The sequence below is a fragment of the Nocardia sp. CA-135953 genome, from assembly GCF_050955735.1.
Taxonomy (GTDB): domain Bacteria; phylum Actinomycetota; class Actinomycetes; order Mycobacteriales; family Mycobacteriaceae; genus Nocardia.
In genome coordinates, this window is record NZ_CP192082.1 from 2792078 (window position 1) to 2816969 (window position 24892).

At 66.4% G+C, this 24892-nt stretch carries 18 protein-coding genes and 1 pseudogene; 7 read left to right on the forward strand and 12 right to left on the reverse strand.

Features of this window, described 5'->3' with window-relative positions:
- Window positions 1-43 precede the first annotated feature (43 nt).
- The gene (locus tag ACQPXH_RS12695; RefSeq protein WP_433602534.1) at window positions 44-424 is read right to left on the reverse strand and encodes a winged helix-turn-helix transcriptional regulator; all 381 of its coding nucleotides are present in this window, start codon (window positions 422-424) and stop codon (window positions 44-46) included.
- Between the two features lie 135 nt (window positions 425-559).
- Here ACQPXH_RS12695 and ACQPXH_RS12700 point away from each other — a divergent pair, with 135 nt between their 5' ends.
- Window positions 560-967, forward strand: a complete 408-nt coding sequence (locus ACQPXH_RS12700; protein ID WP_433602535.1) for a RidA family protein — start codon at window positions 560-562, stop codon at window positions 965-967.
- 25 nt (window positions 968-992) lie between these two features.
- Here the strand turns inward: ACQPXH_RS12700 and ACQPXH_RS12705 are convergent.
- From ACQPXH_RS12705 to ACQPXH_RS12730, 6 genes and pseudogenes are all read right to left on the reverse strand, one after another.
- Window positions 993-3223, reverse strand: a pseudogene (locus tag ACQPXH_RS12705) (hypothetical protein).
- 148 nt (window positions 3224-3371) lie between these two features.
- Window positions 3372-4259, reverse strand: a complete 888-nt coding sequence (locus ACQPXH_RS12710) for an aromatic prenyltransferase (protein ID WP_433602536.1) — start codon at window positions 4257-4259, stop codon at window positions 3372-3374.
- Window positions 4260-4565: 306 nt separating this feature from the next.
- A complete protein-coding gene (locus ACQPXH_RS12715) occupies window positions 4566-4823 on the reverse strand; it encodes an HPr family phosphocarrier protein (protein ID WP_433602537.1) in 258 nt (85 codons plus the stop codon).
- 28 nt (window positions 4824-4851) lie between these two features.
- Entirely contained in the window at window positions 4852-7062 is a 2211-nt protein-coding gene (locus tag ACQPXH_RS12720) for a PTS fructose transporter subunit IIABC (protein ID WP_433602538.1), read from the reverse strand.
- Window positions 7063-7073: 11 nt separating this feature from the next.
- Window positions 7074-8024: a 1-phosphofructokinase family hexose kinase gene (locus tag ACQPXH_RS12725; protein WP_433602539.1), complete on the reverse strand. Its 951-nt coding sequence runs from the start codon at window positions 8022-8024 to the stop codon at window positions 7074-7076.
- Window positions 8021-8788, reverse strand: coding sequence for a DeoR/GlpR family DNA-binding transcription regulator (locus ACQPXH_RS12730; RefSeq protein WP_433602540.1), 768 nt, complete (start codon window positions 8786-8788; stop codon window positions 8021-8023). Before ACQPXH_RS12730 ends, ACQPXH_RS12725 begins: the two co-directional genes overlap by 4 nt.
- A gap of 146 nt (window positions 8789-8934) precedes the next feature.
- On the opposite strand from ACQPXH_RS12730, the gene ACQPXH_RS12735 reads away from it, so the two are divergent.
- The 5 genes from ACQPXH_RS12735 (at window position 8935) to ACQPXH_RS12755 (ending at window position 18321) form a co-directional block, all read left to right on the forward strand.
- Complete coding sequence (locus ACQPXH_RS12735) at window positions 8935-10647, forward strand: putative PEP-binding protein (RefSeq protein WP_433602541.1); 1713 nt, start codon at window positions 8935-8937, stop codon at window positions 10645-10647.
- Between the two features lie 491 nt (window positions 10648-11138).
- On the forward strand, window positions 11139-12392 hold the full coding sequence (locus ACQPXH_RS12740) for a cytochrome P450 (RefSeq protein ID WP_433602542.1): 1254 nt from the start codon (window positions 11139-11141) through the stop codon (window positions 12390-12392).
- Between the two features lie 204 nt (window positions 12393-12596).
- Window positions 12597-14003: an amidase gene (locus ACQPXH_RS12745; RefSeq protein WP_433602544.1), complete on the forward strand. Its 1407-nt coding sequence runs from the start codon at window positions 12597-12599 to the stop codon at window positions 14001-14003.
- A 48-nt stretch (window positions 14004-14051) separates the two neighbouring features.
- Window positions 14052-14504 carry an SRPBCC family protein gene (locus tag ACQPXH_RS12750; RefSeq protein WP_433602545.1) on the forward strand — a complete coding sequence of 151 codons (453 nt, stop codon included), beginning with the start codon at window positions 14052-14054 and terminating at the stop codon, window positions 14502-14504.
- A gap of 346 nt (window positions 14505-14850) precedes the next feature.
- Window positions 14851-18321 carry a protein kinase domain-containing protein gene (locus ACQPXH_RS12755; protein ID WP_433602546.1) on the forward strand — a complete coding sequence of 1157 codons (3471 nt, stop codon included), beginning with the start codon at window positions 14851-14853 and terminating at the stop codon, window positions 18319-18321.
- 193 nt (window positions 18322-18514) lie between these two features.
- Here the strand turns inward: ACQPXH_RS12755 and ACQPXH_RS12760 are convergent, their stop codons facing one another.
- The 5 genes from ACQPXH_RS12760 to ACQPXH_RS12780 all read right to left on the reverse strand — a co-directional run bounded on the left by ACQPXH_RS12760 (window position 18515) and on the right by ACQPXH_RS12780 (window position 22730).
- On the reverse strand, window positions 18515-18796 hold the full coding sequence (locus ACQPXH_RS12760) for a YggT family protein (RefSeq protein WP_433602547.1): 282 nt from the start codon (window positions 18794-18796) through the stop codon (window positions 18515-18517).
- A gap of 343 nt (window positions 18797-19139) precedes the next feature.
- Entirely contained in the window at window positions 19140-19652 is a 513-nt protein-coding gene (msrA, locus tag ACQPXH_RS12765; RefSeq protein WP_433602548.1) for a peptide-methionine (S)-S-oxide reductase MsrA, read from the reverse strand.
- Window positions 19653-19728: 76 nt separating this feature from the next.
- Complete coding sequence (gene msrB, locus ACQPXH_RS12770; RefSeq protein WP_433602549.1) at window positions 19729-20184, reverse strand: peptide-methionine (R)-S-oxide reductase MsrB; 456 nt, start codon at window positions 20182-20184, stop codon at window positions 19729-19731.
- An 83-nt stretch (window positions 20185-20267) separates the two neighbouring features.
- On the reverse strand, window positions 20268-21134 hold the full coding sequence (locus ACQPXH_RS12775; protein WP_433602550.1) for an alpha/beta fold hydrolase: 867 nt from the start codon (window positions 21132-21134) through the stop codon (window positions 20268-20270).
- A gap of 30 nt (window positions 21135-21164) precedes the next feature.
- Window positions 21165-22730, reverse strand: a complete 1566-nt coding sequence (locus tag ACQPXH_RS12780; RefSeq protein ID WP_433602551.1) for a bifunctional phosphatase PAP2/diacylglycerol kinase family protein — start codon at window positions 22728-22730, stop codon at window positions 21165-21167.
- 117 nt (window positions 22731-22847) lie between these two features.
- On the opposite strand from ACQPXH_RS12780, the gene ACQPXH_RS12785 reads away from it, so the two are divergent.
- The gene (locus ACQPXH_RS12785; RefSeq protein ID WP_433602552.1) at window positions 22848-24872 is read left to right on the forward strand and encodes a M3 family metallopeptidase; all 2025 of its coding nucleotides are present in this window, start codon (window positions 22848-22850) and stop codon (window positions 24870-24872) included.
- Window positions 24873-24892 lie beyond the last annotated feature (20 nt).

Here is a 24892-nt window from a genome sequence, read left to right on the forward strand (position 1 = left end):
TCCGGCACTGAAGTCCGTTGTGATGTTCCGCATTCACCGTCCGTCAGGCTTCGAAGCGCCGCCGGGCGGACTCGATGTGCTGGAAGTACCGGTAGGTCCAATCACACATTCCGTCGACCGTCGCCTGAAGTCCACGGCCCGCTTCGGTGAGGGTGTATTCGACACGGGGCGGGACGGTGGGGTGGACGGTCCGCTCGGCCAGGCCATTGCGCTCCAACATACGCAGGTTCTGGGTGAGCATCTTGTGGCTGATGCCCTCGACCCGGCCGCGCAGCTCACTGAAGCGCAGAGTGCCCTCCCCAAGAGCCTCGATGATCAATAGCGCCCACTTGTTGGCAACGTCGGAGAAGATCTCCCGCCCCAGGGAGTCGGCTCGTCGCAGGTCGGCATCCTCGGCCGAGCCGCTGAGCTGCTTGGTCACCATTAGGTTCCCCTGTCACTGAAAAGTGCGTTCTTCCATGTCAGCTCACACTCTCCTACGGTTCCTGAGTAACTACAAGAGACCAAAAGGTCGTTTGACACACGGGCTTACAGGAGCCCGGACAAGGAGACGGACAGCATGGCCATCACCCTGAAGAATCCCGATGGACTGCCGAAAATCGATGTCTACCGGCAGGTGGCGATCGCCTCGGGCTCGAGGTTGATCTTCATCGCCGGGCAGGTCGCCTGGGACGCGGACGGGGTCACGGTCGGTGAAGGTGACCTCGCCGCACAGGTTGAACAGTGCTACCTCAACATCGCCACCGCGCTGGGCGGGGCCGGCGGTTCGTTCGGCGACGTAGCGAAACTGACCTTCTACGTCGTCGACTGGACTGCTGACAAGATGCCCGCGCTCCTGGAGGGAATCTCCCGGGCGACCGCGAAGCTAGGGGTCACTCCGGTGCCGCCGACCACGCTGATCGGCGTCGCGGCGCTGGACGTTCCCGAGCATTTGGTCGAGATCGAAGCAACCGCAGTCCTCGACTGAATATGTGGATACCGATGACGCAAGGTCACACGCTGGCCGTGACCAGTTGTCGGTCCTCCGCTGCGGACCGGTCGGCCGCGGTGATCGCGTCGCGGCGACGGAGGCGCTGATGGGTCAACTGGAGCAGACCGATTCCGGCGAGCCGCCCGCCGTGGTCGCGGTGCTGATTTCCCAACCCGGCGGACGCCAGCTGACGGTGAGGTCGGCGGCTATGGTGCCCGCTGGGATATCGGCGGCAAGAAGCTGCCCGCGACCTCGCGCGTCGGTATTTCGCTGCCGCTCAGCGTGATTCGATAACCGGGCCAGGCGAGGCGAGCGAAGACCACACGGCCGCCCTCGACCGAGGTGACCCGGATCTGGTTTGTCAGATCGTCGCTCGTCGCGGACGTGGCGAAGACACCCTTGGCGTCGGCGACCACGCCATTGCGCGTGGACAGCAGACCGTTTTCCCGCTCGAGCACCCAGATGAAGCGTTCGTTGCCCGGATAGTCGACCCACTTCCAGCCGGACGGGGCGGGCCGGTCGCGCACATCGGGATACTGAGCGCGTTGCAGCACAACCCGATCCACCTTCATCAGGTCGACAATCGTTCTGTCCGTCGACGGTTCGGTGGCGAAGGCGCGACGGTAGGCGTCCGGGCAGGTGCTGCCGTCCCAGGCGAGGCACAGCAGCGCGCTGAACGCGGCGTGGCCGATGGGGGTGTAGCCCGTGACGTAGTCGAGGCCGACATTCTTGGCGTAGCTGCCGATGACCAGCGATCCGTACGCACCGGACAGGCTGCGGTCTTCCGGCCACACCAGCACGCGATCGGCGAGTTGCAGTGTGGCGCCGTCGAAGTCAGGGAAGGCGGCGGCCATCGCCGAACGCCGCTCCGGGAATTCGTAGGACATCGGGGTAGGCGGCGCGCCACGCACCTGGGCGTAGGCGATCGGGAACATCGCCGCGATGGACAGTCCGCAGGCGAGTGCGGTGCGCCTGGTGCAGGCGAGCCACACCACCACCGCGCCGATCGCGGCCACCACTACGACGGCGAGCAGATGCCGCACCATCAGCGCGGGTGCGGCCGAGACGGACCGCGCGAACAGCAGCCCGAGCAAAACGGCGGCGGCGGTGCCGCGGCGCTGCCATGACGCGAAACTGCCGTAGCGACTGAGCAATACACAGACCAGCACCAGCAGTGAGAGGCGAGCATCGGCAGCACTCTGGCGGGCCAGCGCAGCGGGCCGATCGCGCCGGGTCCCGCGGTCCACATCAGCACCGCGGTCGCGAACAACGCGACGCCGCTGAGTTCCCGTGCCGCCTGCGCGGCCGCCTTCCAGTCGATGAAGGCCAGCGCCGGAATCAGGAACCACGCGATGTAGACCATCGGCAACGGCTGGACGTGGCCCCACCACGCGGTGAACACCGGTGTGGTGCTGGGCAGGCTGGCGTTCAGCGACTCCGACCACGGCACCGTCAGGAACGGATCATTGTGGATGTGTGCGCTGCCACGCCAGGTCGCCTGCGAGGACAGAATTCCGGGCAGATTGGCCGCCGCGGCGGCGAGCACGGCACAACCGGCCGCCAGTGCGAGTCGCACCGAGGGCACCCAGCGTCGTTGATAGATGATCTCGCCGATCGCGACCATCGCGATCAACCCGGATTCGACTGCGGGAAAGGCATATTGGATGGTCAGTGCCAGGTACAGGAAAACGAAGACCGGTATCGGTCCGCTGTATCCAATTCGGCGTCCGCGGGTCCCTGCGTGGTTACGCAAGCTACCGCCTCCGGGCCTGCCGCTCCCGCCGGGGCCGCGCGCGTAGTGCACTGCCGATGCCCACGCGTGCAGCAGCCATGCGGTGCCGGTGTGCGAGGTCATCCAACTTGCTTGGTCGAAGAACAGGAACCAGCCGCTCAATGGAAACGCGACACCGGCGACCGCCGCCCACTGCGATCGCGCGCCGTAGGCCAGACAGATCCGGAATACGCCGAGGGCCGCGATTATCGAGAAGACCAGCTTGACCGCCGTTGCGTACACCGCGAGGTTGTCCATCGATGGGGCGAGCAGGTAGATCAGCAACTGGGGCGGGTTGTACAGCCCGGCCTCTTCCAGGGAGTAGTTGCCCGACATCCATTCCGTCGGCACGAGCGTGGGAAAACGTCCCTCCCGCAGCCGCGTTCCGAGCTCGACCACACGGGCGCGTACTGCGCTTCGGTGTCGTCGGTGTAGTAATGCCTGGCGTTCGCGAGCAACACCGCCAGATATCCGGCGATCACCCCGATCGCGGTCACCGCCCCCCAAATAAATGTGTCGCTTCGTGAATCGGTTACCGCGCTTGCTCCCACGAGCGCGGGACCGTAGCGGAATCGGGTTAACAGAGCAAGACGAGTTGCTGCCGTCCGTCCGGTCCGCCCGCAAGATTCGTCAGGTCGGGCGGGGCACGGTTCCGCCGGGGAAGGTGGCGACGCGGACACCCGCGTATTCGGCTTGGACTTTGTAGTAGCGGTCGGTGGGGCCGTAGGCGGCGTAGAAGACGAAGCCGCGGGTTTCGGGGTCGGCGAAAGGGGCTTCGGCGACGAAACGGGCCAGGACCGGGTCGAGATGGGTTGGGAAGCTGGATGGTTCGCAGCGCACCGGGAAGCAGATGCGCTCCATGTGCGATGTGGTCCAGGAGAAGGTGCGGTAGAGGTTGAAGGTGCGGGCGAGTAAGGCCAGTTCGGTGTCGGTCGGTGCGGTGAAGTCGAGTTCGGCCAGGATCCCGGTGATATCCGCGGGCGCAAGATGGCCGGGCTCGAAGACGTTCGAGTAGAGGTTCATTGTGCGGGCGTCGAAATCTACTGCGAGAATTCCGATTCGGCCGCCATAGCGGGATAGGTGGTCGGCGTGCGCACGTGCCGACTCCGGAATTCCGGCGAAGCCGAGAACCCGCTCCACGCTGAGCAATTCGGGAAAGACCAACCAGATCTTCTGAACCCCATGGGCCAGTGCGAGATCGACGCCGGAATTGACCGGCACCTCGGCCGCGATCTCGGCCAGCAACTGCTCCATCGGATGTCCGGTGTAGGTGAGAAGTCCTGCGGCACGGAGTTTCTCGATGAGCTCGGTCGGCCCGCCCGGGTGCATCACCCGGGCGTTGACCTCGCGCTCACGCACCGGATGCGTGGTGGTGCGCACGCCGACGACGGAGCTGGTCCACAGCTCAGCGAGGGTTTCCAGTACCGGATCCGCGATCGCGGGGTCGTAGCGAACCTCGGCCAGGCGCGCATACGCTTGCAGATCCTTCCGGAGTCGATCGAGTGTTCTTGCGCTCATGCGGTTCATCGTCCCGGAAACCTCCGCCCGATCGCAGGACTTCGCAGTATCTTGGCGCCGGATTCATGGAGTGCGCCTCAGAAGTGATCGCAAACGACCGAAAAGACCCCGACGCCGAGCCGCTGGCCCCTGATATCGACATCAAACGCACCGGGGAAACGCGCGTTTCATCGTGGCGATCAAGATCAGGTGGAACTGAGGTAACTTGCTACTCGGGCGATGCCGCCACAGCCGATCGCTGCTGGCAATTGCGAACATCGCCGAAACCCAGGCTGCGGCACAGTTTCACCTGAACTTGATCCCCGCTCAGGCGTCGAGGTCGGTGGCTACGAGTTTGGCTACGAGTTCGAGGGCGTCGGGGTCGTCGCTGGTGACGACTACGTCGGTGCCGTAGGCGGCGCCGAGGGTCATGATCATCAGAGCTGAGCCTGCGTCTACGGGCTCGCCGCCGACCAGGGCCAGGGTGACTTCGGCGCCGGACTGGGAGACGGTTTCGGCGATGATGTTGGCGGGGCGGGCGTGCAGGCCGATGGTGGAGGCGACGGTGACGGTGGTGCTGGCCATGGGGATTCTCCTTGGGTTAGAGGGGGTTTCAGGCGGTGGCGAGGGCGGGGGTGCGTGGTTTGATGAACTCCTTGGCGGCGGTGACGCAGAGGGCGGCTACGGCGGTGCCCGCGACGAGGGCGGCGAGGAACCAGACGATGTGGCCTACCGCGAAGAAGACGAAGATGCCGCCGTGCGGTGCGCTCAGGGTGGTTCCGGTCGCCATGATCAGCGCACCGGTGACCGCGCCACCGGCCATCATCGACGGGATCACGCGCAGCGGGTCGGCGGCGGCGAAAGGGATCGCGCCTTCGGAGATGAAGGATGCGCCGAGAAGCCATGCGGCCTTGCCATTTTCGCGTTCGGCCGCGGTGAACAGACGGGGGCGCAGAGCAGTGGTCAACGCCATGGCCAGCGGCGGGACCATGCCCGCGGCCATGACGGCGGCCATGATGCGCAGTGAGGCCGGGTCGGTGACCGAAAGTCCCGCTACGGCAAAGGAATATGCGGCTTTGTTGACCGGGCCGCCGAGGTCGAAGCACATCATCAGGCCGAGGATGGCGCCGAGGGCGAGTGCGGAAGTGCCGGTGAGGCTGTTGAGCCAGTTGGTGAGTCCGCTGGTGATCGCGGCGAGCGGCTTGCCGAGGACGATGAACATCAACGCGCCGACGATCAGTGACGCGAACAGCGGTATGACCACGACCGGCATGAGTCCGCGCGCCCACTGCGGGGCGGGCAGTTTCGCCACCCACAGGGCCGCGAAGCCGGCGATCAGACCACCGACGAGGCCGCCGAGGAATCCCGCGCCGACGAATACGGCCACGGCGCCTGCGGTGAATCCTGGTGCGAGACCTGGTCGGTCGGCGATGGCGAAGGCGATATATCCGGCGAGGGCCGGTACCAGGAAGCTGAATGCGAGCGATCCCAGTTGGAACAGCACCGCGCCGAGATAGGTCGATAGGCCCCCGTCGGGCAGTGCGGTCAGCGAGTTGTCGAGCACGATCTTCTTGGCGTGGTCGGCGATTTCGTAGCCGCCGAACAGGAATCCGAGTGCGATGAGCAGGCCGCCCGCGGCGACGAACGGGATCATGTAGCTGACGCCGGTGAGCAGGATCTGGCGCAGCCGGGTGCCCCAACCGAGTGCTGCCGGTGCCGAATCCCCTTCGGGGCGTGCGGATCCGGCAACGATTGCCGCATTGGGGTCGAGGGCGGCACGTAGTGCGTCGGCGACCATGGTGTCGGGCTCGTTGATCGCGCGCTTGACCCCGGACTCGACAACCGGCTTGCCCGCGAACCGTTCCCGGCCGCGCACCCCGACATCGGTGGCGAAGATGACCGCGCTCGCCGCCGCGATGGTTTCGGCGCTCAGCGGCGTGCTGCCGCTGGATCCCTGGGTCTCGACGTGCACTGTGACGCCCGCGCGGTCACCAGCGGCGACGAGCGAGTCGGCGGCCATGTAGGTGTGGGCGATACCCGTCGGACAAGCCGTGACGGCGACGATCGTTTGCCCGGCAACCTCGGGTATCTCGTCAGCCGAAACGCTATCGGTCGCATTCCGTGATGCGTTGACTCCGGCCGGAGTGATTGCGCCGATCGAAGCGGCTGCCGCGCCGGAAGTGGCGTTCGAAGCCCGGGATCCTGATACGCCTGCGGTCGCAGCGGGTGCGGCTGCACCGTTCGAAGCTGCCTGCGCCGCAGGTACGCCTCCGGCCGCGGTCACAGTTGTACCGTTCGAGGCAGGAGCCGAGTCACTCGAAACAGACGCGGCCGCGGCCTTTTCCGGCGTCATCGCAGGCTTTTGCGCAAGCACATCCGTCACCAGCGCAACTACCTCATCCGCGTTCGCGGCCTCCCGCAACGACCGCACGAACTCCGGCCGAACAAGCGCCCGAGCCAGACCGGACAACAACTTCATATGCTCCGCACCGGCACCCTCCGGGGCGGCAATGAGGAATACCAGATCCGCTGGCCCGTCAGCAGCACCGAAATCCACCGCGGGCGCCAACCGAGCGAACCCGAGCGACGCACTGGTCACCGCCGCATTCCGGCAGTGCGGAATCGCGATGCCACCGGGAAGCCCCGTCGCGGACTGTGATTCGCGCGCCAGCGCCGCATCACGTAGCGCCTCGGCGGAGGTAGCCCGCCCATTGTCGGTGAGCCGCTGGGCCAGTGTCGCTATCACCGTCTCCTTGGCGGTGCCGAGGTCGGTATCGAGGCTGATCAGCTCGGTGGTGATGATCGAATCAGGGGAGTGGGCCATCGCAGTGTCCTTCAGCGACTGTGCAGGGATTCCAACGTCGTGACGGCCACGGCGCGGGAGTCGGTGTGGTGTGGTCCGGGCAGCCCGGTCCCTGGCAGCGCGGCGGCGGCGCTGCCGTAGGCGACGGCGCGGCGCAGCCGATCCGGTGCGTCCAACCCGTCGAGATCGGCGAGTAGGTAGCCGGCCAGCGCGGAATCGCCTGCTCCCACAGTGCTGCGCGGAGTAATGGCGGGTGCGGCGGCATGCCATGCACCGTCCGCGGTGACGAGTACGGCTCCGGCCGCGCCGAGCGTCGCGAGCACGGCACCGACCCCGCGAGCGACCAGTGTGCTCGCCGCATGGGCGGCGGCGACCGGATCCTCCAACTCGGTGGGGTCGCCGTGGGTGAGCTGGGCCAGCTCCTCGGCATTCGGCTTGAGTATTTGCGGCGCAGCAGATTCCAGTTCGGCTGCCAGTGCGAGCAGGGGAGCGTCGGAGGTATCGACCGCGATCCGGACGCCGCGCAGCCGGTGCAGCAGATATGCGTACCAGTCGGTGGGGACGTCGGGTGGGAGGGATCCGGACAGCACGACCCAGCTCGCCGTCTCGGCGAGTGCATCGAGCTGATTCGCCAGTGCGGCAAGGCATTCGGCGGACAGCGATGATCCGGGTTCATTGATTTTCGTGGTGGTGCCATCGCGTTCGGCGACGGTGAGATTGGTGCGCGCCGGGGTGGCGCACGGCACCGCGCGGTGCTCGATATCGGCATCGGTGAGCATGCGCAGCAATGGATCATCGCCATTGCCGGGCAGCACCGCAATGGTCTCGTACCCGGCTGCGGCGATCACCCGGGAAACGTTGACCCCCTTGCCGCCGGGCTGGGACAGCACGGTCTCGGCCCGGAGTACGGCACCGCGCCGCAACGGTTCCCGCAGGCTGACGGTGCGGTCGATACTGGGATTCGCGGTGAGCGTGACGATCATGCCGTGACCACCTCGATGCCGTACTCGGTGAGTTCGTTGTGCACCGAAGGCAGCAGCCCGGTGTCGGTGATCAGCACGTCGAATTCTTCGACCGAACCGAAGCTGAGCAGATCCTCGCGCCCGACCTTCGTGGCGTCGGCGACCACCACGACCCGGTGGGCGCTGGTGATCATGGCGCGCTTCACCGCCGCCTCGTCGGGATCAGGGGTGGACAGTCCGTGGCGGATGGTCAGGGCATTGGTGCCGATGAATGCCACATCGACCCGCAACTCGCCGAGCACCCGCAGGGCTTCCGCGCCGACCGCGGCCTGCGTGACACCCCGCACCCGGCCGCCGATCAGATGTAGCCGCACTCCGGCGAATCCGCTGAGCCGGGCCGCGATGGGCACCGAGTTCGTCACGGCGACGAGCTCGCGGTCGGCGGGCAGGGCGGCGGCCACCCGCGCGGTGGTGGTCCCGGCATCGAACAGCACGCTGCCGCCGGTCGGCGGCAAGTAGTCGAGGGCCGCCTTGGCGATGCGGTCCTTCTCGGCGGCGTGCGTGTGTTCGCGCTCGGTGGTGCCGAGTTCGATCGCGGTGAGCGCCGCCGCGGGCACCGCACCGCCGTGCACCCTGCGGATCAGCCCCGTCCGATCGAGGACCGCCAGATCTCGGCGCACGGTTTCGGTGGTGACTCCGTACTGCTCGGACAGATCGGCGACCGATACGCGCCCGCGTTGTCCGACCAGGGCGGCGATGGCCTGCTGGCGCTCCTCTGCGTACATCCGGTCCTCCGATTGACAATGTGTGTTTATGTTGTTTTATGCCCGTCTATGTTGCTTTGTCAAGAGATTTGAGTAGTCTGGGTCACAACGAGCCGAGCTGAGTAATCGGTCGCACTCACTCGACATCGGCGTGGAGGAGGAATCGAATGTTCGGATCACCGCAGGCCACAGGGTCCGTGAAGGTTGCGCGCAGCGCCATGACATTGCGCGGGACGCCGGCGGTGCCCGGAGTCGCCGCCGCGCCAACCGTGCGTCCGGCACCGCGGATCCGCGCGGACCTTCGTGCCGAACCGGTCGCCGAGTCCGATCGGGCATCACAACACGAAGCCTTCCTTGCCGCGACATCGGTGGTTGCGCGGCGCTTGCGCGAGCGCGCCGCCCGCGCGAGCGGTGCGGCCGCCGAGGTGCTCGTCGCGAATGCCGCGATGGCCGCCGATCGCGGCTGGCTCGGTGCCGCCGAGAAATTGATCGCCGCGGGCAGTCCCGCCGCCGTCGCGGCAACCACGGCCACCGAGCAGTTCGCCAAGGTGTTCACCGAACTCGGTGGGCTGATGGCCGAACGCGTCACCGACCTTCGCGATGTCTGCGATCGGGTGGTGGCCGAACTCGCCGGTGTGCCCGAGCCCGGCATTCCTACGCCCGCCAGGCCATCGATCCTGCTCGCCGACGACCTGGCCCCGGCCGATACCGCCGGACTGGATCCGAATCTCATTGTCGGCCTTGCCACTTCGCGTGGCGGCCCGACCAGCCACACCGCGATAATCGCCCGCCAGCTCGGCATCCCGTGCGTGGTCGCGATCGCCGGACTGGACAATGTGCCAGCCGGAGTGCAGGTGCTGATTGATGGGTCGGCCGGGCAGGTCGCCATCAGTCCGGACCCGGAAACCGCCGCCGGCGCCGTGGCCGAATACCGCGCGCAGGAATCGCGCACGGCGGCCTGGACCGGTCCGGGCGCGACCGCCGACGGACACCGGGTCGAGATTCTCGCCAACGTCCAAGACGCGGCAGGAGCCCGCGCGACGCGCTCCCAACCGGCCGAGGGCATCGGCCTGTTCCGCACCGAATTATGTTTCCTGGACCGCGAATCCGAGCCGGGCATCACCGAACAGGCGGGCATCTATCGCGAGGTCTTCGACGCCTATGCCGGGTCGAAGGTGGTGATCCGCACCCTCGACGCCGGTTCGGATAAGCCACTGCGCTTCGCCGACCATGCCGACGAAGCGAACCCGGCGCTCGGTGTGCGCGGCATCCGCATCGCCGCTCGCGACAGCGGAATCCTGGACCGCCAACTCGACGCGATCGCCCAGGCCGCCACCGACCGCACGCCCACACCGTGGGTTATGGCGCCGATGATTTCCACTGCGGCCGAAGCGAAATCCTTCGCCGCGAAGGTGCGAGCGCGCGGACTGGTCCCTGGCGTCATGATCGAAGTCCCCGCGGCGGCCCTCCTGGCCGAAGCCATTCTGGAGCACGTCGACTTCCTCTCGATCGGCACCAACGACCTCGCTCAATACACTATGGCCGCCGATCGCATGTCCGCCGACCTCGCCGCACTCACCGACCCCTGGCAACCCGCTGTCCTGGCGCTGGTCGCGCGCACCGCGGCTGCCGGCGCGACCCCGCACAAGCCCGTCGGCGTCTGCGGCGAAGCCGCCGCAGACCCCCTATTGGCCTGTGTCCTAACCGGATTCGGCATCAGTTCGCTCTCCGCCGCCGGTGTCGCGGTAGCCGCCGTCGGAGCCGCCCTCTCCGCCGTCACCCTCGAAGACTGCCACCGCGCCGCGGCCGCCGTCCTGTCGACCTCCGACCCGGACAGCGCCCGCGCCGCCGCCCGTGCAGCTCTCCGGTCAGCCGGATGATCGATGGTTGCGTCACGATTGCCACAAGTGCAACTCGGTGATCCGGCAAACTCGAGCGAAACGGTCGGGGGTGTTGCGGCGATCCGGTGAATATGGCTACCGACGCCATGAATCTCGCCGAGCGACGTCAAGCGATCCGACGACTCGTTGCGGCGGATCAGGGTCGGGCGAGCGCCTCGAGGCGCGCCGTCGTCGACGCGAGCGGTTTCGGTGCGCACAGGACACCTGTCGCGCCAATTGCGCGAGGTCGGCATGCGGTCGAACGGCCACCCAGGGGTCGCCGTGTGCTGCTGTGTTCAATCGCTGTCCTTCGTGTCGTCCCCTGACTACTGTGATGCCAGTCGCATGTCGTGTGGCCAACGGTGGGGCGCTCGGTACGCGCGGGCCGGGCAGCCGACGTAGGCTGACTTTGCTCTGCGCAGGCGGCACGGATGCGCCTGCGGTCGCGCACCATGCTCATCGCTTCTGCACAACGACTGGAGTCACGTCTCTTGACCACGCCAGAGTCGGCAACCACCACCCCCCCTGTCCCGCACGGCTCGCCGATTGATACCGACGGCCCCCGAATCTCGCTCTACTCAGCGGAATTCGCCGCGAACCCGCACGAGGCGTACCGCGAAATGCGCGAGAGATATGGTTCGCTGGTACCGGTGGAGTTGGCTCCGGGTGTACCCGCGACCCTGGTGATCGGCTACTACACCGCGCTGCAGATCCTCAATGATCCCGACCATTTTCCGCACGATTCGCGTAGCTGGCAGCAGGGTGTTCCCGAGGACTGCCCGGTGCGGCCGATGCTCCAATGGCGCCCGGCGGCAGTTCGTTCCACAGGCCGCGAGCACACCCGCTACCGGGAGGCGACCGTCGCGGGTCTCGGTGTGGTCGACCTGTTCGCTCTACATACGACCGTCGAGCAGATCGCCACTCCGCTGATCAACACCTTCTGTCAGGAAGGCGCGGCGGATCTGGTCGGGCAGTACGCATTACCGCTGGCATTCACGGTGATCAACGCGATTCTCGGCTGCCCGCAGGAAATCAGCCAGCGTGCCGCGGCGGGTATGGCCGCATTGATGGAAGGCGGGGACGCCGCCGTCGAGGGCAACAAGATGGTGATGGACGCGATGTTCGAGCTGATCCAGCTCAAGCGCGACCATCCGGGCGACGATATCGTCTCCGGATTGCTCGCCCACCCGGCGAAGCTCGATGATCCGGAGATGATCAACCAGGTGCTCAGCCTGTATGCCGCGGGTATGGAACCGACTCAGAATTTGATCGTCAATACGCTGCGACTGATGTTGACCGACGAGCGGTTCGGGGGCGGCATTCTCGGCGGCACGATGTCCACGCGCGATGCGTTGGATGAGGTGCTGTTCACCGATCCGCCGCTATCGAACTACTGCATCACCTTCCCGAAGCAGCCGATCCTGATCGAGGGTGCGTGGCTGCCCGCGCACCAACCGGTCGTCATCAGCATGACCGGCTGCAATAACGATCCCGCGATCACCACCGGCGCGTACACCGACAACAGCTCCCACCTGGCCTGGAGTGTCGGCCCGCACGCCTGCCCCGCCCGCTCGATCGCGACCTTGATCGCACAGGACGCGATCGATCAACTACTGGATGCCTTACCGGAAATGCGGCTGGCCGTTCCCGTCGAAGAACTGGAATGGCGACCGGGGCCATTCCACCGTGCCGCGGTCGCCCTCCCCGTCACGTTCCCCGAATCCCCTCCGCTGCAAGTCTTCTGACGCATCCTCGGATGTCATAGCTGCGCCGGGGAGCGGGAACACGCCGATGGAGCCGCAACGGAATAGCATCCGTGCGCGGAGACGAGAAGGTCGATACTTCTGATCGGGAAAGACCGGGCGCGTACAATTTCCCTAGCTGGACGAACGTCTATTACGCAGGGTTCGCCGCGCCCGGACCCGTGATTCGCAGCTGTGGGCAGTGTTATGGCCGATCGAATACACGCATTCTCCGATGACGTCCTGGCCGACCACGATGCCGTCGCCTTGGCGGCCATGGTCCGGTCGGGGACGGTGAGTCCGAAGGAACTGGCCCGAGCGGCGATCGACCGAGCCGCGCTGGTAGAGCCGCAGCTCAATGCCATCGCGTACTCGAGTGTCGAGCGATACGCGTCGGGGCGTGCCGGTGCCTGGTATGGCGTTCCGACGTTCGTCAAGGACAATGCCGATGTCGCGGGCATGCCGTCCAACCAGGGCAGCGCCGCATTCGTGGCCCGTCCGGCCGCCCGCGACGACGCCTACACCGCGCAGTTCCTCAGCATCGGGGTGACGGTGCTCGGCAAGTCGCGGATGCCGGAGTTCGGTCTGAACCCGACGACCGAATTCCAAGCCGCCGAGCCGACCAGGAATCCGTGGAATCCGGAGTATTCGGTCGGGGGATCCTCCGGCGGTTCGGCTGCCATGGTCGCGGCCGGTGTCGTTCCGGTCGCCCATGGCAATGACGGCGGGGGGTCGTTGCGGATCCCAGCCGCCTGCGCGGGACTGGTCGCATTGAAGCCGAGTCGATATCGGCACCTGGACAACGTTCTCGACAAGCATCTGCCGATAAGGCTCGTTTCCGAGGGCGTGTTGACCAGGACGGTGCGCGATACCGCCGCGTATACCGCTGCCGCCGAACGTTATTGGCGAAATCCCGATCTCATGCCGATCGGCGAAGTGCACGGCCCGGCCGACCGTCGCCTGCGTATCGGACTGCTGACCACCGCAGGAACCGGCGCAGAACCCGACGCCGAAACGCGCGGCGCGGTCGAATTCGCGGCCAAGCTGCTCGAACGCTTCGGACATCAGGTCGAGCCGATGGCCGTCCCCTTCCCGCCGTACCTCGCCGACGACTTCCTGTTGTACTGGGCTTTCCTTGCCGATATGTCGGCCGTCGGTGGCAAGGTCCTGCACGGCAGGTCATTCGATCGCCATGCGCTCGACGATCTCACGCGGGGTCTGGGTCGCTATCACCGCGAGCGCATCCTCCGCACTCCGGCCGCGCTCTACCGGCTGCGCCGGGCGTACCGGATCTATGCCGAGGTATTCACGCGGTACGAGCTCGTGCTTTCGCCGGTGGTCACCCATGTGGTGCCGCCGCTGGGTTATCTCGATCCGAAGGTACCGTCCGAAGAACTGATCGAGCGACTGCGTACGTATGTGGGCTACACCCCGATCGCCAATGTGACCGGGGCGCCTGCCCTATCGATGCCGATGCGCATCGGGTCCAGCGGTGTCCCGATCGGCGTCATGTGCAGCGCGGCCTACGGCGATGAGCGCACCTTGCTGGAGATCGGGTACCTGCTGGAAGCGGAGAACCCCTTCCCGCGGATCGACGCGGAGCCTATGCGATAGGTGGCGTATTGCTTGGCGGGAGTCGGGCTCGGATGCTTCGATCGTGGTATGACCGACGACGAGGTGCCACGCATTGTTTCGGCCAGCCGGGAGATCGCGGCCGGTGCCGATGAAATCTTCGAATTGATCGCCGATCCCGCGCAACAGCCGCGGTGGGACGGCAACGACAACTTGGCCGAAGCCCCGGCGGGCCAACGTGTCGAGGAAGTCGGCGATGTCTTCGCCATGACCACCACCAAGGGCCATATCCGCGAGAACCACATTGTGGAATTCGAAGAGGGGCGCCGGATCGCCTGGCTGCCTGCGGAACCGGCGAGCGAACCGCCGGGGCACCTGTGGCGTTGGGAGCTCGAGCCGGTGGACGCGGCGCACACTCGGGTCACGCACACCTACGACTGGTCGCGATTGACCGACGAGAACCGACTTCCGCGCGCCCGCGCCACCACCGCCGACAAACTCCAAGCGTCCATCGACCGACTCGCGGTCATCGCCGAAGGGTAGGCGTCTGCTGAACTTTCGCTCGGCTGTGTCGAAATCCCGAGGCACACCGGCACGCTCGCATCGCTCGTCGAAAATGCCCGTCCGACGCTTGCGGTGCCGGACTGCCCGGGATGGAAACTCGGACGGCTGCTGCGCACGTCGGCGGCTACCACTGGGCGTGACACAGTTCGCCAACCGGTAGCCTTCCGGTGTGCGGGCCGCGAATAGTTTCGGTGGCCGGACATTCGGCGACCAGGATCGCCTGCCCCGCAGGCAATTGCGGCGGCATCCTTACCGAGCGCGCGCGGAATCGTCGCGACGGGAATATGCTCGAAGTAGCTGGCTGGTAGTTGTAATCGGGGTCGTCGTGTCGCATATCGATCCGCTTTCCACGCAACGCGACCTCACCTCAGGGTTCGCGGCAGAGCTGGCCGCCGCCGGGTTCACCGATGCCGCCGAGATCGGACGTGGCGGATTCGGTGTTGTCTATCGGTGTGCCCAGCCCGCCCTCGAGCGCATGGTGGCGATCAAGGTGCTCACCGCCGATCTGGAATCGGAGAATCTCGAACGTTTTGTCCGCGAACAGCTCGCGATGGGCAAGCTGTCGGGACATCCCAACATCGTCAGCGTTTTCGAGGTGGGCTCCACCGCGACCGGGCGGCCCTACATCGTGATGCCGTACCACCCGCACGGCTCACTGGACACCCGCATCCAGGAGCACGGTCCGATCGGCTGGCAGGACGCACTGCATATCGGGGTGAAAATCGCGGGCGCGCTGGAGACCGCGCATCGACGCGGCCTGCTGCACCGCGATGTGAAACCCGGCAATGTCCTGCTCACCGAATACGGTGAACCGCAGCTGGCCGATTTCGGTATCGCCCGGCTGGTCGGCGGCTTCGAGACGACCGCGGGCACGATCACCGGGTCACCCGCCTTCACCGCACCCGAGGTGTTGCAGGGCCATGTGCCGGATGTGACCTCCGATATCTACAGCCTGGCCTCGACCCTGTTCTGCGCCAGCACCGGTCACGCGGTCTTCGAGCGACGCAACGGCGAGCAGTTGGTCGCCCAGTTCCTGCGCATCACCAAACAGCCGATACCGGATCTCGGCGAGGCGGGCCTGCCCCCGGACGTGACCGCCGCGATCGAAGGCGCGATGTCGCGCGAGCGCGCGGAACGACCCTCCAGCGCAGCCGAATTCGGTGCACAACTGCGCGAGATCCAGGAGCGGCACGGCCTGCCGCCCGACGATATGCCGATCCCGCTGGCCGCCGCCGAACCCGTCGGACATCGGCCGTCGCCGACACCGACCTCCGGCCGCCGCCGCACCTCGGCGACGTCATCGACCATCACCCCGCCCGTACCCGCCACCCGCTTGCGGCCGCCGGTGGCCAACCGTCCGCTGGTCGATCGCCAGCGCCTGATCGCACTGCTGCGCGATGGACGCAACCACAGGCTCGCGGTCATCCACGGCCCCACCGGATTCGGCAAAACCACCCTCGCCGCCCAATGGTGCGAGGCCCTGACCGTCGAGGGCGTTGCGGTGGCCTGGCTGACCGTCGATCACGACGACAACAATGTCGTCTGGTTCCTCTCGCATCTGATCGAAGCCATTCACGCCGCTAGGCCCTCGCTGGCGCGCGAGCTCGGCGAGCTGCTAGAGGAGCACGGCGACGAATCCGAACGCTATGTGCTGACCTCGCTGATCAACGATATCGACCGGCGCGGTGAGGAACTCGTGGTCGTCATCGACGACTGGCACTGCGCCACGGATCCCGCCACCACCCGCGCACTGCGCTTTCTGCTCGAAGGCTGCAGTCCCACATTGCATCTGGTGGTCACCAGCCGCAGTCAGACCGGACTGCCGATGAGTTCCATGCGGGCCCGCGACGAACTGGTCGAAATCGGCCCCACCGCATTGCGTTTCGACATCGCGGAGGCGTATGCCTTCTTGGTCGAACTGGGCGGACTGGAGCTGGATCGCGCCGACGTCGAGGATCTCACCGAATCCACCGAAGGTTGGGTCGCGGCACTGCAACTGGCGGCACTGTCATTGCGCGGCAGCGACGATCCCGGCGGGCTGATCAGCCATCTGACCGGTCGACACCACGCCATCAGCGAGTTCCTGGTCGAGAACGTCCTGGACACCCTCGAACCCGGAACACTCGAATTCATGGTGGCGACCTCGATCACGCCGCGGATCTGCGGTGAACTCGCCTCGGCGCTCACCGGCGTACCGGACGGGCAGGCGAGGCTGGAGCAGATCGAACTGCAGGATCTGTTCCTGCGCAAGCTCGATGACGGCAATTGGTTCCGCTATCACCATCTGTTCCAGGATTTCCTGCAGCAGCGGCTGGAACGCGATCGGCCCGAACGGATCACCGAATTGCACCGGGTCGCTTCACGGTGGTTGGCCGAGCATCGGCATGTCAGCGAGGCGGTCGATCACGCCCTGCTGGCCGGGGATGAGCAGCGGGCCATCGAGATCGTCGAGCGGGACGGGATGTCGTTGCTGGAATACGGGCAGTTCGCCAGTCTCATCGGTCTGGTCAACAAGCTGCCCGCCACCATCATCGAAACGCACCCACGGCTGCAACTGGATCTGGCCTGGGCGAATATCCTGCTGCACCGGGCCGCACCGGCCGAACGCGCACTGCGCCTCGCCGAATCGACGCTGGATAACGGTGAACTCGACGAAGGCGGCACCGCCTTGCTCCGGGCCGAAGCAGGTGTGGTGCATGCGGTGGTCGCGGTGCGCGCGGACGCGCTGGCCGGAGTCGACGACATGCTTGCGCCCTGCTTTTCCCGGGCCGCGGAACTGTCACCGTATGTGGTCGCGATCGGCGCGAATGTCGCGACCTTCACCGCGGGCTATCGCTACGACTTCAACGAGGCGCTGCGCATCCAGGAGTGGTCCGCACCGTACATGCGCCAGAACAAGGGCTTCTACAACAACATTCACGGCCTGTGCTTTCTCGGGCTGGCCGCGAGCCTGCAACTCGATATCGCCAGTGCCGAGCAGTACTTTCGCAAGGCGATGAAGGTGGCCAAGCAATCCGGTGGCAGCCATTCCTACGGCGCGCGGCTGGCCGGATCCCTGCTGGGCGAATTGCTTTATGAGCGTGGGGAAGTCGCGGATGCGGAGCGACTGCTCGACGAGGGCTACAAGCTCGGTCCCGAGGCGGGTGTCGTCGATTTCAAATTGGCGCGCTATGTTGTCGGGGCCCGTATCAAGGCGTTGCGCGGCGATCGCGCGGCCGCGATTCGCCGATTGAACGAGGGTGCGCGCGTCGCGCGTTCGATGTCATTGCCGCGGCTGGGCGCCGAGGTCGAGAACGAGCGGTTGCGACTGGGATTGCCGCCGCATCCGGAATTCGGTCCGCTGCCGGTTGTCGAATACGGAAACCGTCGCGAGCCGATCGACGCGATCGATGAATTCACTGTTCTGTACGAGGAATTCACCGCGATCCGGCTGCTGCTCGCCGCGGAAGTACCGGAGAAGACCGAACTCGCCTGCGCATGGGCCCAGGAATGGGTTGATCTGCTCGAATCCGTCCAGCGGCCGAGGGAATTGCTGAAAGCACGCCGAATGTTGATCGCCTGCCTCGCGGCCGCGGGCCGCGCCGATGCGGCAAAGACCTTGCTGGCCACGGTGACCGCCCAGTGCGCCGAACTCGGATCGGTCCGCTATCTGCTGGACGGGGGACCACACGTCGTCGCCACCCTCGCGGCCGTGCGCGAAGATCAGCTCGCCGGGCATTGGCATCCCGAATGGCCCGACGTGCCAACGGAATTCCTGCTGGCACTGGTCAATGCTGATGCGACACAACGAATCTGATGACCTCACCTGGTCGCATAACCCAGGGCGGTCGGCGCCCCGGCGCCTCCGGCCGGGCATGCTCGCGGTCGAACCGCGCGCCCCAGAATCCGCCGTGCGGCACCACGATGAGCGGTGCCGGACCGTCCGCGATGGGCAAGTACAGGTCGGCAACCTGGTCACGGTGCGGGCCGTAGGCGATGGGTTCGATCGCTTACAGGCTGAAGAAGATCTGACGCAGGACCAAGGCGACGATGAAGACCACGGTGAACGCCAGATCGATGGAGAGTCCGCCCAGCCGGACCGGCCGCAGGTACCGACGTACCGGGGCGATCACCGGTTCGGTCGCGGAATGGCTCAGGTCGCGGGCGCGGTTCACCCACTGGGGGTGCCTGCCGTCGGCGAGCACGCCTACCCAATCGAATACCAACCGCGCGAGTAGCAGCAGGATGAATACCGTCAGGGCTAACCCGAGCAAGGTGCCGATAAGGGTCATGTCGCACTCCTTCGTGGGTGGCCGTTTCCAGTATCAACGGTCGGCACCGGCTGGAAAGTGTCCCATTCGTCGGGTTCTCAGCCGACTATCAGGTCGGTTAGCGCCACTGGTTCTCGCTCACGCGGGATGTGCCATGCACTGGGATCAGATGACCGCAACGCCCGATGACCTCCGCGAGCGGGTGCGCGAGGCGTCGATGTCCGGGCAACTCGGGGTGCTCGGGTCGATCATCGATGCGGCGGAGGGGCCGTGGCTCGGTCCGATGGATACCGATGGCCGGGGTGCTGCGGCCCGGCGCGTCGAATGGCTTGTGCCGCAATCAATCAAATTGCGGCAACACAACCTACTGTGCGGTCTGCCGCTTCGGCAGCTTCCAGCCCGTTCGCGGGAAGTGGCAGGTGTAGCCCTCCGGGTAGCGCAGCAGGTAGTCCTGGTGCTCGGGCTCGGCGTCCCAGAACGCACTCGCCGCGGTCACCTCGGTGACCACCTTGCCCGGCCACAGGCCCGAGTCGTCGACATCGACGATGGTTTCCTGCGCGACGCGCTTCTGCTCGTCGTCGAGATAGAAGATCGCCGAACGGTAGCTGGAGCCGATGTCGTTGCCCTGGCGGTCCTTCGTCGTCGGATCGTGGATCTGGAAGAAGAACTCCAGCAGCGAACGGTAGTCGGTCTGCGCCGGGTCGTAGATGATCTCGACGGCCTCGGCATGGCCCGGGTGGTTGCGGTAGGTGGGGTGATCGTTCTGCCCGCCGGAGTAGCCGACTCGCGTCGAAATCACCCCCGGCTGCTTACGAATCAAGTCCTGCATGCCCCAGAAGCATCCGCCGGCCAGAATCGCCTTTCGCGTGTCGCTCATGACTCCGCCTCGCTGGCGCTCGGCTCCGTCACGACCGACAGGTCGGCTGTGTTGATTGTTCGCTCGCTGCGCTCGCTCACGCGTCCTCCTTACTGAACAGGGTCTTGTACCAACCGTAGCCTTCCGCCTCGAGGTCATCGAGGTGGATGAACCGCAGGGCCGCCGAGTTGATGCAATACCGCAGACCGCCCGCCGCGCGCGGGCCGTCGGTGAACACATGCCCGAGATGGCTGTCACCGTGCGTCGAACGCACCTCGGTGCGGACCATCAGATGACTGAAATCCCGCTTCTCGACGACGTTCTCGCTATCGATCGGCTTGGTGAAACTCGGCCATCCCGAACCGCTGTCGAACTTGTCGACCGAGGCGAACAACGGTTCACCGGAGACCACATCCACGTAGATACCCGGTTCGTGATTGTCCCAGTACTCGCCTGTGAACGCCCGCTCGGTCCCGTTCTGCTGGGTGACGTGGTACTGCTCGGGCGACAGCGCGTCCACCGCGGCGGGGTTCCGGTTGTATTCCTGTGCCACCTGACCTCCTCATATCGGCCCCACGTACAACCCGCGGTCCGATTCGGAAAGTCCCCGCCGAGCAGCGCGTCATACTTCCGTCATTATTGTCCGGCCAGGACCTCGCGCAGTGTGCGCGCGAAGGCTTCGGGCTGACCCTGATACCCGTAGTCGCCGCCGAGGAAGCCGCCGTGATGGCTCGGGAATATGGTTGCCCGCTGGCCGAGCAGTTCTGCGGCGGCCACCGATGTGCGTGCGGTGAAGGTGCCCACGGACTCCTCGCCGACGGCGATGACGACCCGGGTCGGTGCGGCCGACAGCGCGGCGATATCGGGGTGGTAGCTGCTGATCGCCCAGGACCGGTCGGACAGCAGCGGATCGTCCCGGGAACCGTCGTCCTCGCTCGGCATTCCGAACATGGCGGGGTCGGCGGCGGGCTGGGCGAAGTAGTCGTCGGTGTATTCGCCCTGCCATGAGGTCATCGCGATGAAGGTCGCCATGCCCGCACCGAAGCCCTTGGCCTCGTATGCCTCGCGAACTTCCGCACGGGCGCGCTCCGCGGCGGCCGCGTCGGGCAGCACCGGAATGAGCGGCGGCTCATGGGCCACCAGCGTGCTGACATCGTTCGGATAGGCCGCTACCAGCGCGAGCGCGGTGACCGCGCCGCCGCTGCTCCCGAACAGCTCGACCGGGCCCGCGCCGAGCGCCTCGATCACGGCGTGCACGTCCTCGGCCTGGACCGTCGGCGTGTTGTCGACCCGGCCGTCCTTGCGTGTGCTGCGGCCGAGTCCGCGCGGATCGTAGGTGACCACTGTGCGATCCGGAAAGTACGAGGCCAACGTGCTGAACCCACCGGCATCCATGGGCTGCCCGATCATGACCAGCGGCGGGCGTCCCTCATCGGTGGGCAGCGGCCCGTGCACGTCGTACACGATGTCGGCTCCGGCGGTTTCCAGCGTGTGTGTCGTCATACCGGTATCGACGTCGCTCCTGTCGCGAATTCATCGGTTCGTGCGGAAGGCATCGCGGAGCCAGGGCGCTCGGCGGTGGTGCGGGCGGAACCGGTCGGCCCAACGGGGGTTCGATTCGTCGCGGCGGTAGGCAGCGAGCCGGCCCGCCATCGTGAAGTGCAGGTGGGTGGCCTTGCCGACCACCTCACCATCGGTGGCAAGCGCCTCCGGCCTGGGCAATTGCACATACAGCTCGGGCAACCGGCGCTCGCCGTAGACCTTGCTGTGGCCGATCGCGGCCAGCAGTAGAGCCACCAATGCGCGGGTGCGCGACCAGCGTAGATCGGCGCGCAGCCAGCGGACGTCGAGTAGTCCGGCGTCGAGCCGGTCGCGGAAGGCGGGTACGGCGCCGTGCGGGTGGTAGGGGCCGTTGCCGATGAACAGGAACCACACTCGCTGCCAGCGATCGTCGAGATAGATCTCGATCGGTTCGGCCCGGCGCAGGGTGACCACCAGCGCGGCCGCGAAGGCGGGCCATTTGCCCCAGCGCGCTTGCCACTGCTCGCGCAGCCGCACCAGGTCCGGATAGGCGCCGATGCTGGCGGTATTGATCAAATGCCTGGTGTGCGAACCGGTTTCGTCACCGTATTCGACGCGCGCGATATCGACCGCGACCGCCTCGCCGGTACCGGTCGCATCGATCACTTCGCGCAAATCGTAGACGCCGAGATCACGCGCGAAATGGTTGAGCGTGCCGGTGGGGATGACGGCCAGCGGCAACTCGTGCCGCAGCGCCACCGCGGCCGCGGCCGCCACGGTGCCGTCGCCACCGGCGATGCCCAACGCCAGCACCGGCTCGGCGTTTTCGGCGAGCGCCCGCTCGAGTTGTTCGGCGGCATCCAGGTCGGGTTCGGTGCGCAGGACGGTGGCGGCGGGCAGGGCCGCGATGATATCGGCGGTGGGATCGTAGTTCGGATCGCCGGAAATCGGATTCACCAAAACCACAAGACCCTTGCCGTCCGCCAATGCGGGCGCCTCACGGACCAGCCTGGCCTGTGCCTCGTCCGATTCACGCACCGGCCACCAGCGTCGGGTGGCCAATGCGATACCGGAACCTACGGCCGCCCCGACCAGCACATCGGAGCTCCAGTGCACGCCGGTGTGCACCCGCGAGTAGGCGACGGTGGCTGCCAGCGGGGCGACAACCAGTGCGGTGCGCGGACTTTCGAGCGCGACCGCCGTGGCGAATGCCGCCGCGCAGGCGCTGTGGCCGGACGGGAAGGAGGACGACGTCGGGGCCGGCGTCAGCCGCCGGTATGCGGGCAAGAGTTCGGCGGCCGGTCGGCGCCGCGCAATGAGCGGCTTGAGTCCGAGGTTGACGGCCAAGCTCGCGCCCCCGACGGAGACGACCCCACGCAGCGCGGCGCGCCGCGGTGTGCCCTGGCGGGTGGCGAGCAGTGCCGCGCAGACCAGCCACAGCGCGCTGAAATCGGCGCTCTTGGTGACCCGCAGCAGGCCGTTGTCGACTATGGAGGCCGGTAATTCGGCGACCGCGCTGCCGACCGCCCGATCGAATCGTCCGACTCTGTGGAACTTTCGCCGCACCCAGCTACTCACTCGCTCGACATTACCGATCGCGGCGGACGGCGTGTTGCCGCCGTCGTCAGCGCTGTGGATCTTGCTCGCCAGCGATTTCGCTGCCAGGGGAGCGCGATCGGAGCATAGGGTTCACCTATGACGAGCAACCCGTTCTTCGAGCCAAGTGCGCTGCCGTATGAGCTTCCTCCGTTCGCCGAGATCGGTACGGAGCACTATTTGCCCGCGTTCGAGCGAGGGATGGCGGAGCAATTGGCAGAGGTTGCCGCCATCACCTCGAGTGGGGAAGGGGCGAGTTTCGCGAATACCATTGCGGCCCTGGAGCGTTCGGGAGCGGTGCTGACGCGCGTCGCGAATGTGTTCTTCAATATCACGAGCTCGGATTCCAGCGAGTCCACCGATGCGATCGAGGCCGAGGTATCGCCGAAGCTGGCGGCGCACCGGGACGCGATCTACTTGGATCCCGAGCTCTTCGCTCGGGTCGAGGCACTCTACGGCCGCCGCGACGAACTGGGATTGGATCCCGAGGAAGCGCGACTGCTGGAGCAATATCATATTCGGTTCGTGCGGGCGGGGGCTCGGCTGGATGCGGCCGGGCAAGCGCGTTTGCGTGAGTTGAATGCGGAACTCGCCACGGCGGCAACTGAATTCGGGCAGAATATTTTGGTGGCGACCAATGGTGCGACGGTAGTCGTCGAGTCGGCGGCGGAATTGTCGGGGCTCGGACAGACGGCGGTGGCAGCCGCCTCGGAGAACGCTCGGGAGTTGGGGCGCGACGGCGCATGGGCGCTTCGGCTGCAGAACGTTTCGAATCAGCCCGTACTGGCGGAACTGGCCGACCGGGACGTGCGGCGGCGGGTGATGGCGGCTTCGCTGGGGCGCGGCCTGGGCGACAACGGCGCGCTCGCCGTGCGCATCGCGAAATTGCGAGCCGAACGGGCTGCGCTGCTGGGCTATTCGGACCATGCGGCGTATGCGGTCGAGGATCAGACCGCGAAAACCGCTGCGGCGGTGGAGGAAATGCTCGGGCGGTTGGTCGCGCCAGCAGTGTCCAACGCAGAGCGTGAGGCAGCCGAGTTGGCGCAGGCCATGGGTGGGCAGGAGCTGCGCTCGTGGGATTGGCAGTTCTGGTCGGAAAAAGTGAGGGCCGAACGGTTTTCGGTGGACGCGGAAGCGTTGCGTCCCTATTTCGAGCTCGAACGGGTGTTGCGCGACGGTGTCTTCTTCGCCGCCGAGCAGGTGTACGGGATCACCTTCCAGGAGCGGAAGGATCTGGTCGGATATCACCCGGAAGTGCGGATCTTCGAGGTATTCGACGCGGACGGCGGTGCACTCGGACTATTCCTCGGTGACTTCTTCGCGCGCCCGTCCAAGCGTGGCGGGGCGTGGATGAACGAATTGGTCAGCCAGTCACGGCTTTTGGGCAAGCGGCCGGTGGTGGTCAACAACCTCAATATCGTGAAGCCCCCCGCGGGCGAACCCGCACTGCTCACCTGGGACAATGTGCGCACGCTCTTCCACGAGTTCGGGCACGCGCTGCACGGACTGTTCTCGGATGTGATGTACCCGTTCTTCTCCGGCACCGAAGTACCGCGAGATTTCGTCGAATTCCCGTCCCAGGTGAACGAGATGTGGATGTCGCGACCGGAGGTACTCGCCAACTACGCCAGGCATATCGAGACCGGTGAACCGATGCCCACCGAACTCGTCGAGCGGATGGCGCAGGCCGAGCGTTTCGGCACGGGCTTCAAAACCGTCGAATACCTCGGCGCGACACTGCTGGACTGGGCGTGGCATCGCGTGCCCGCACCAGAGGCGTTGGCCGACACCGATGTCGAGGCGTTCGAGGAGGAAGCTCTGCGCAAGGCGGGTCTGGCTATCGATGCGATTCCACCGCGCTACCGGACCGGCTACTTCGCCCACATCTTCTCCGGCGGCTACGCGGCGGGCTACTACTCCTACATCTGGAGCGAGGTGCTGGACGCGGACACCGTCGAGTGGTTCGACGAGGGCGAGGAGTCCATCCGGGAAAAGGGTGAGGCTTTCCGCCGCGAACTGCTCTCGCGCGGTGGCTCGGTCGACCCGCTCGAGGCCTTCGAATCGTTCCGCGGCCGCGCGCCCGTAATCGAACCGCTCCTGGTCCGGCGCGGTCTGCTGAACTGATCCACAGCGCTGGAACCGGC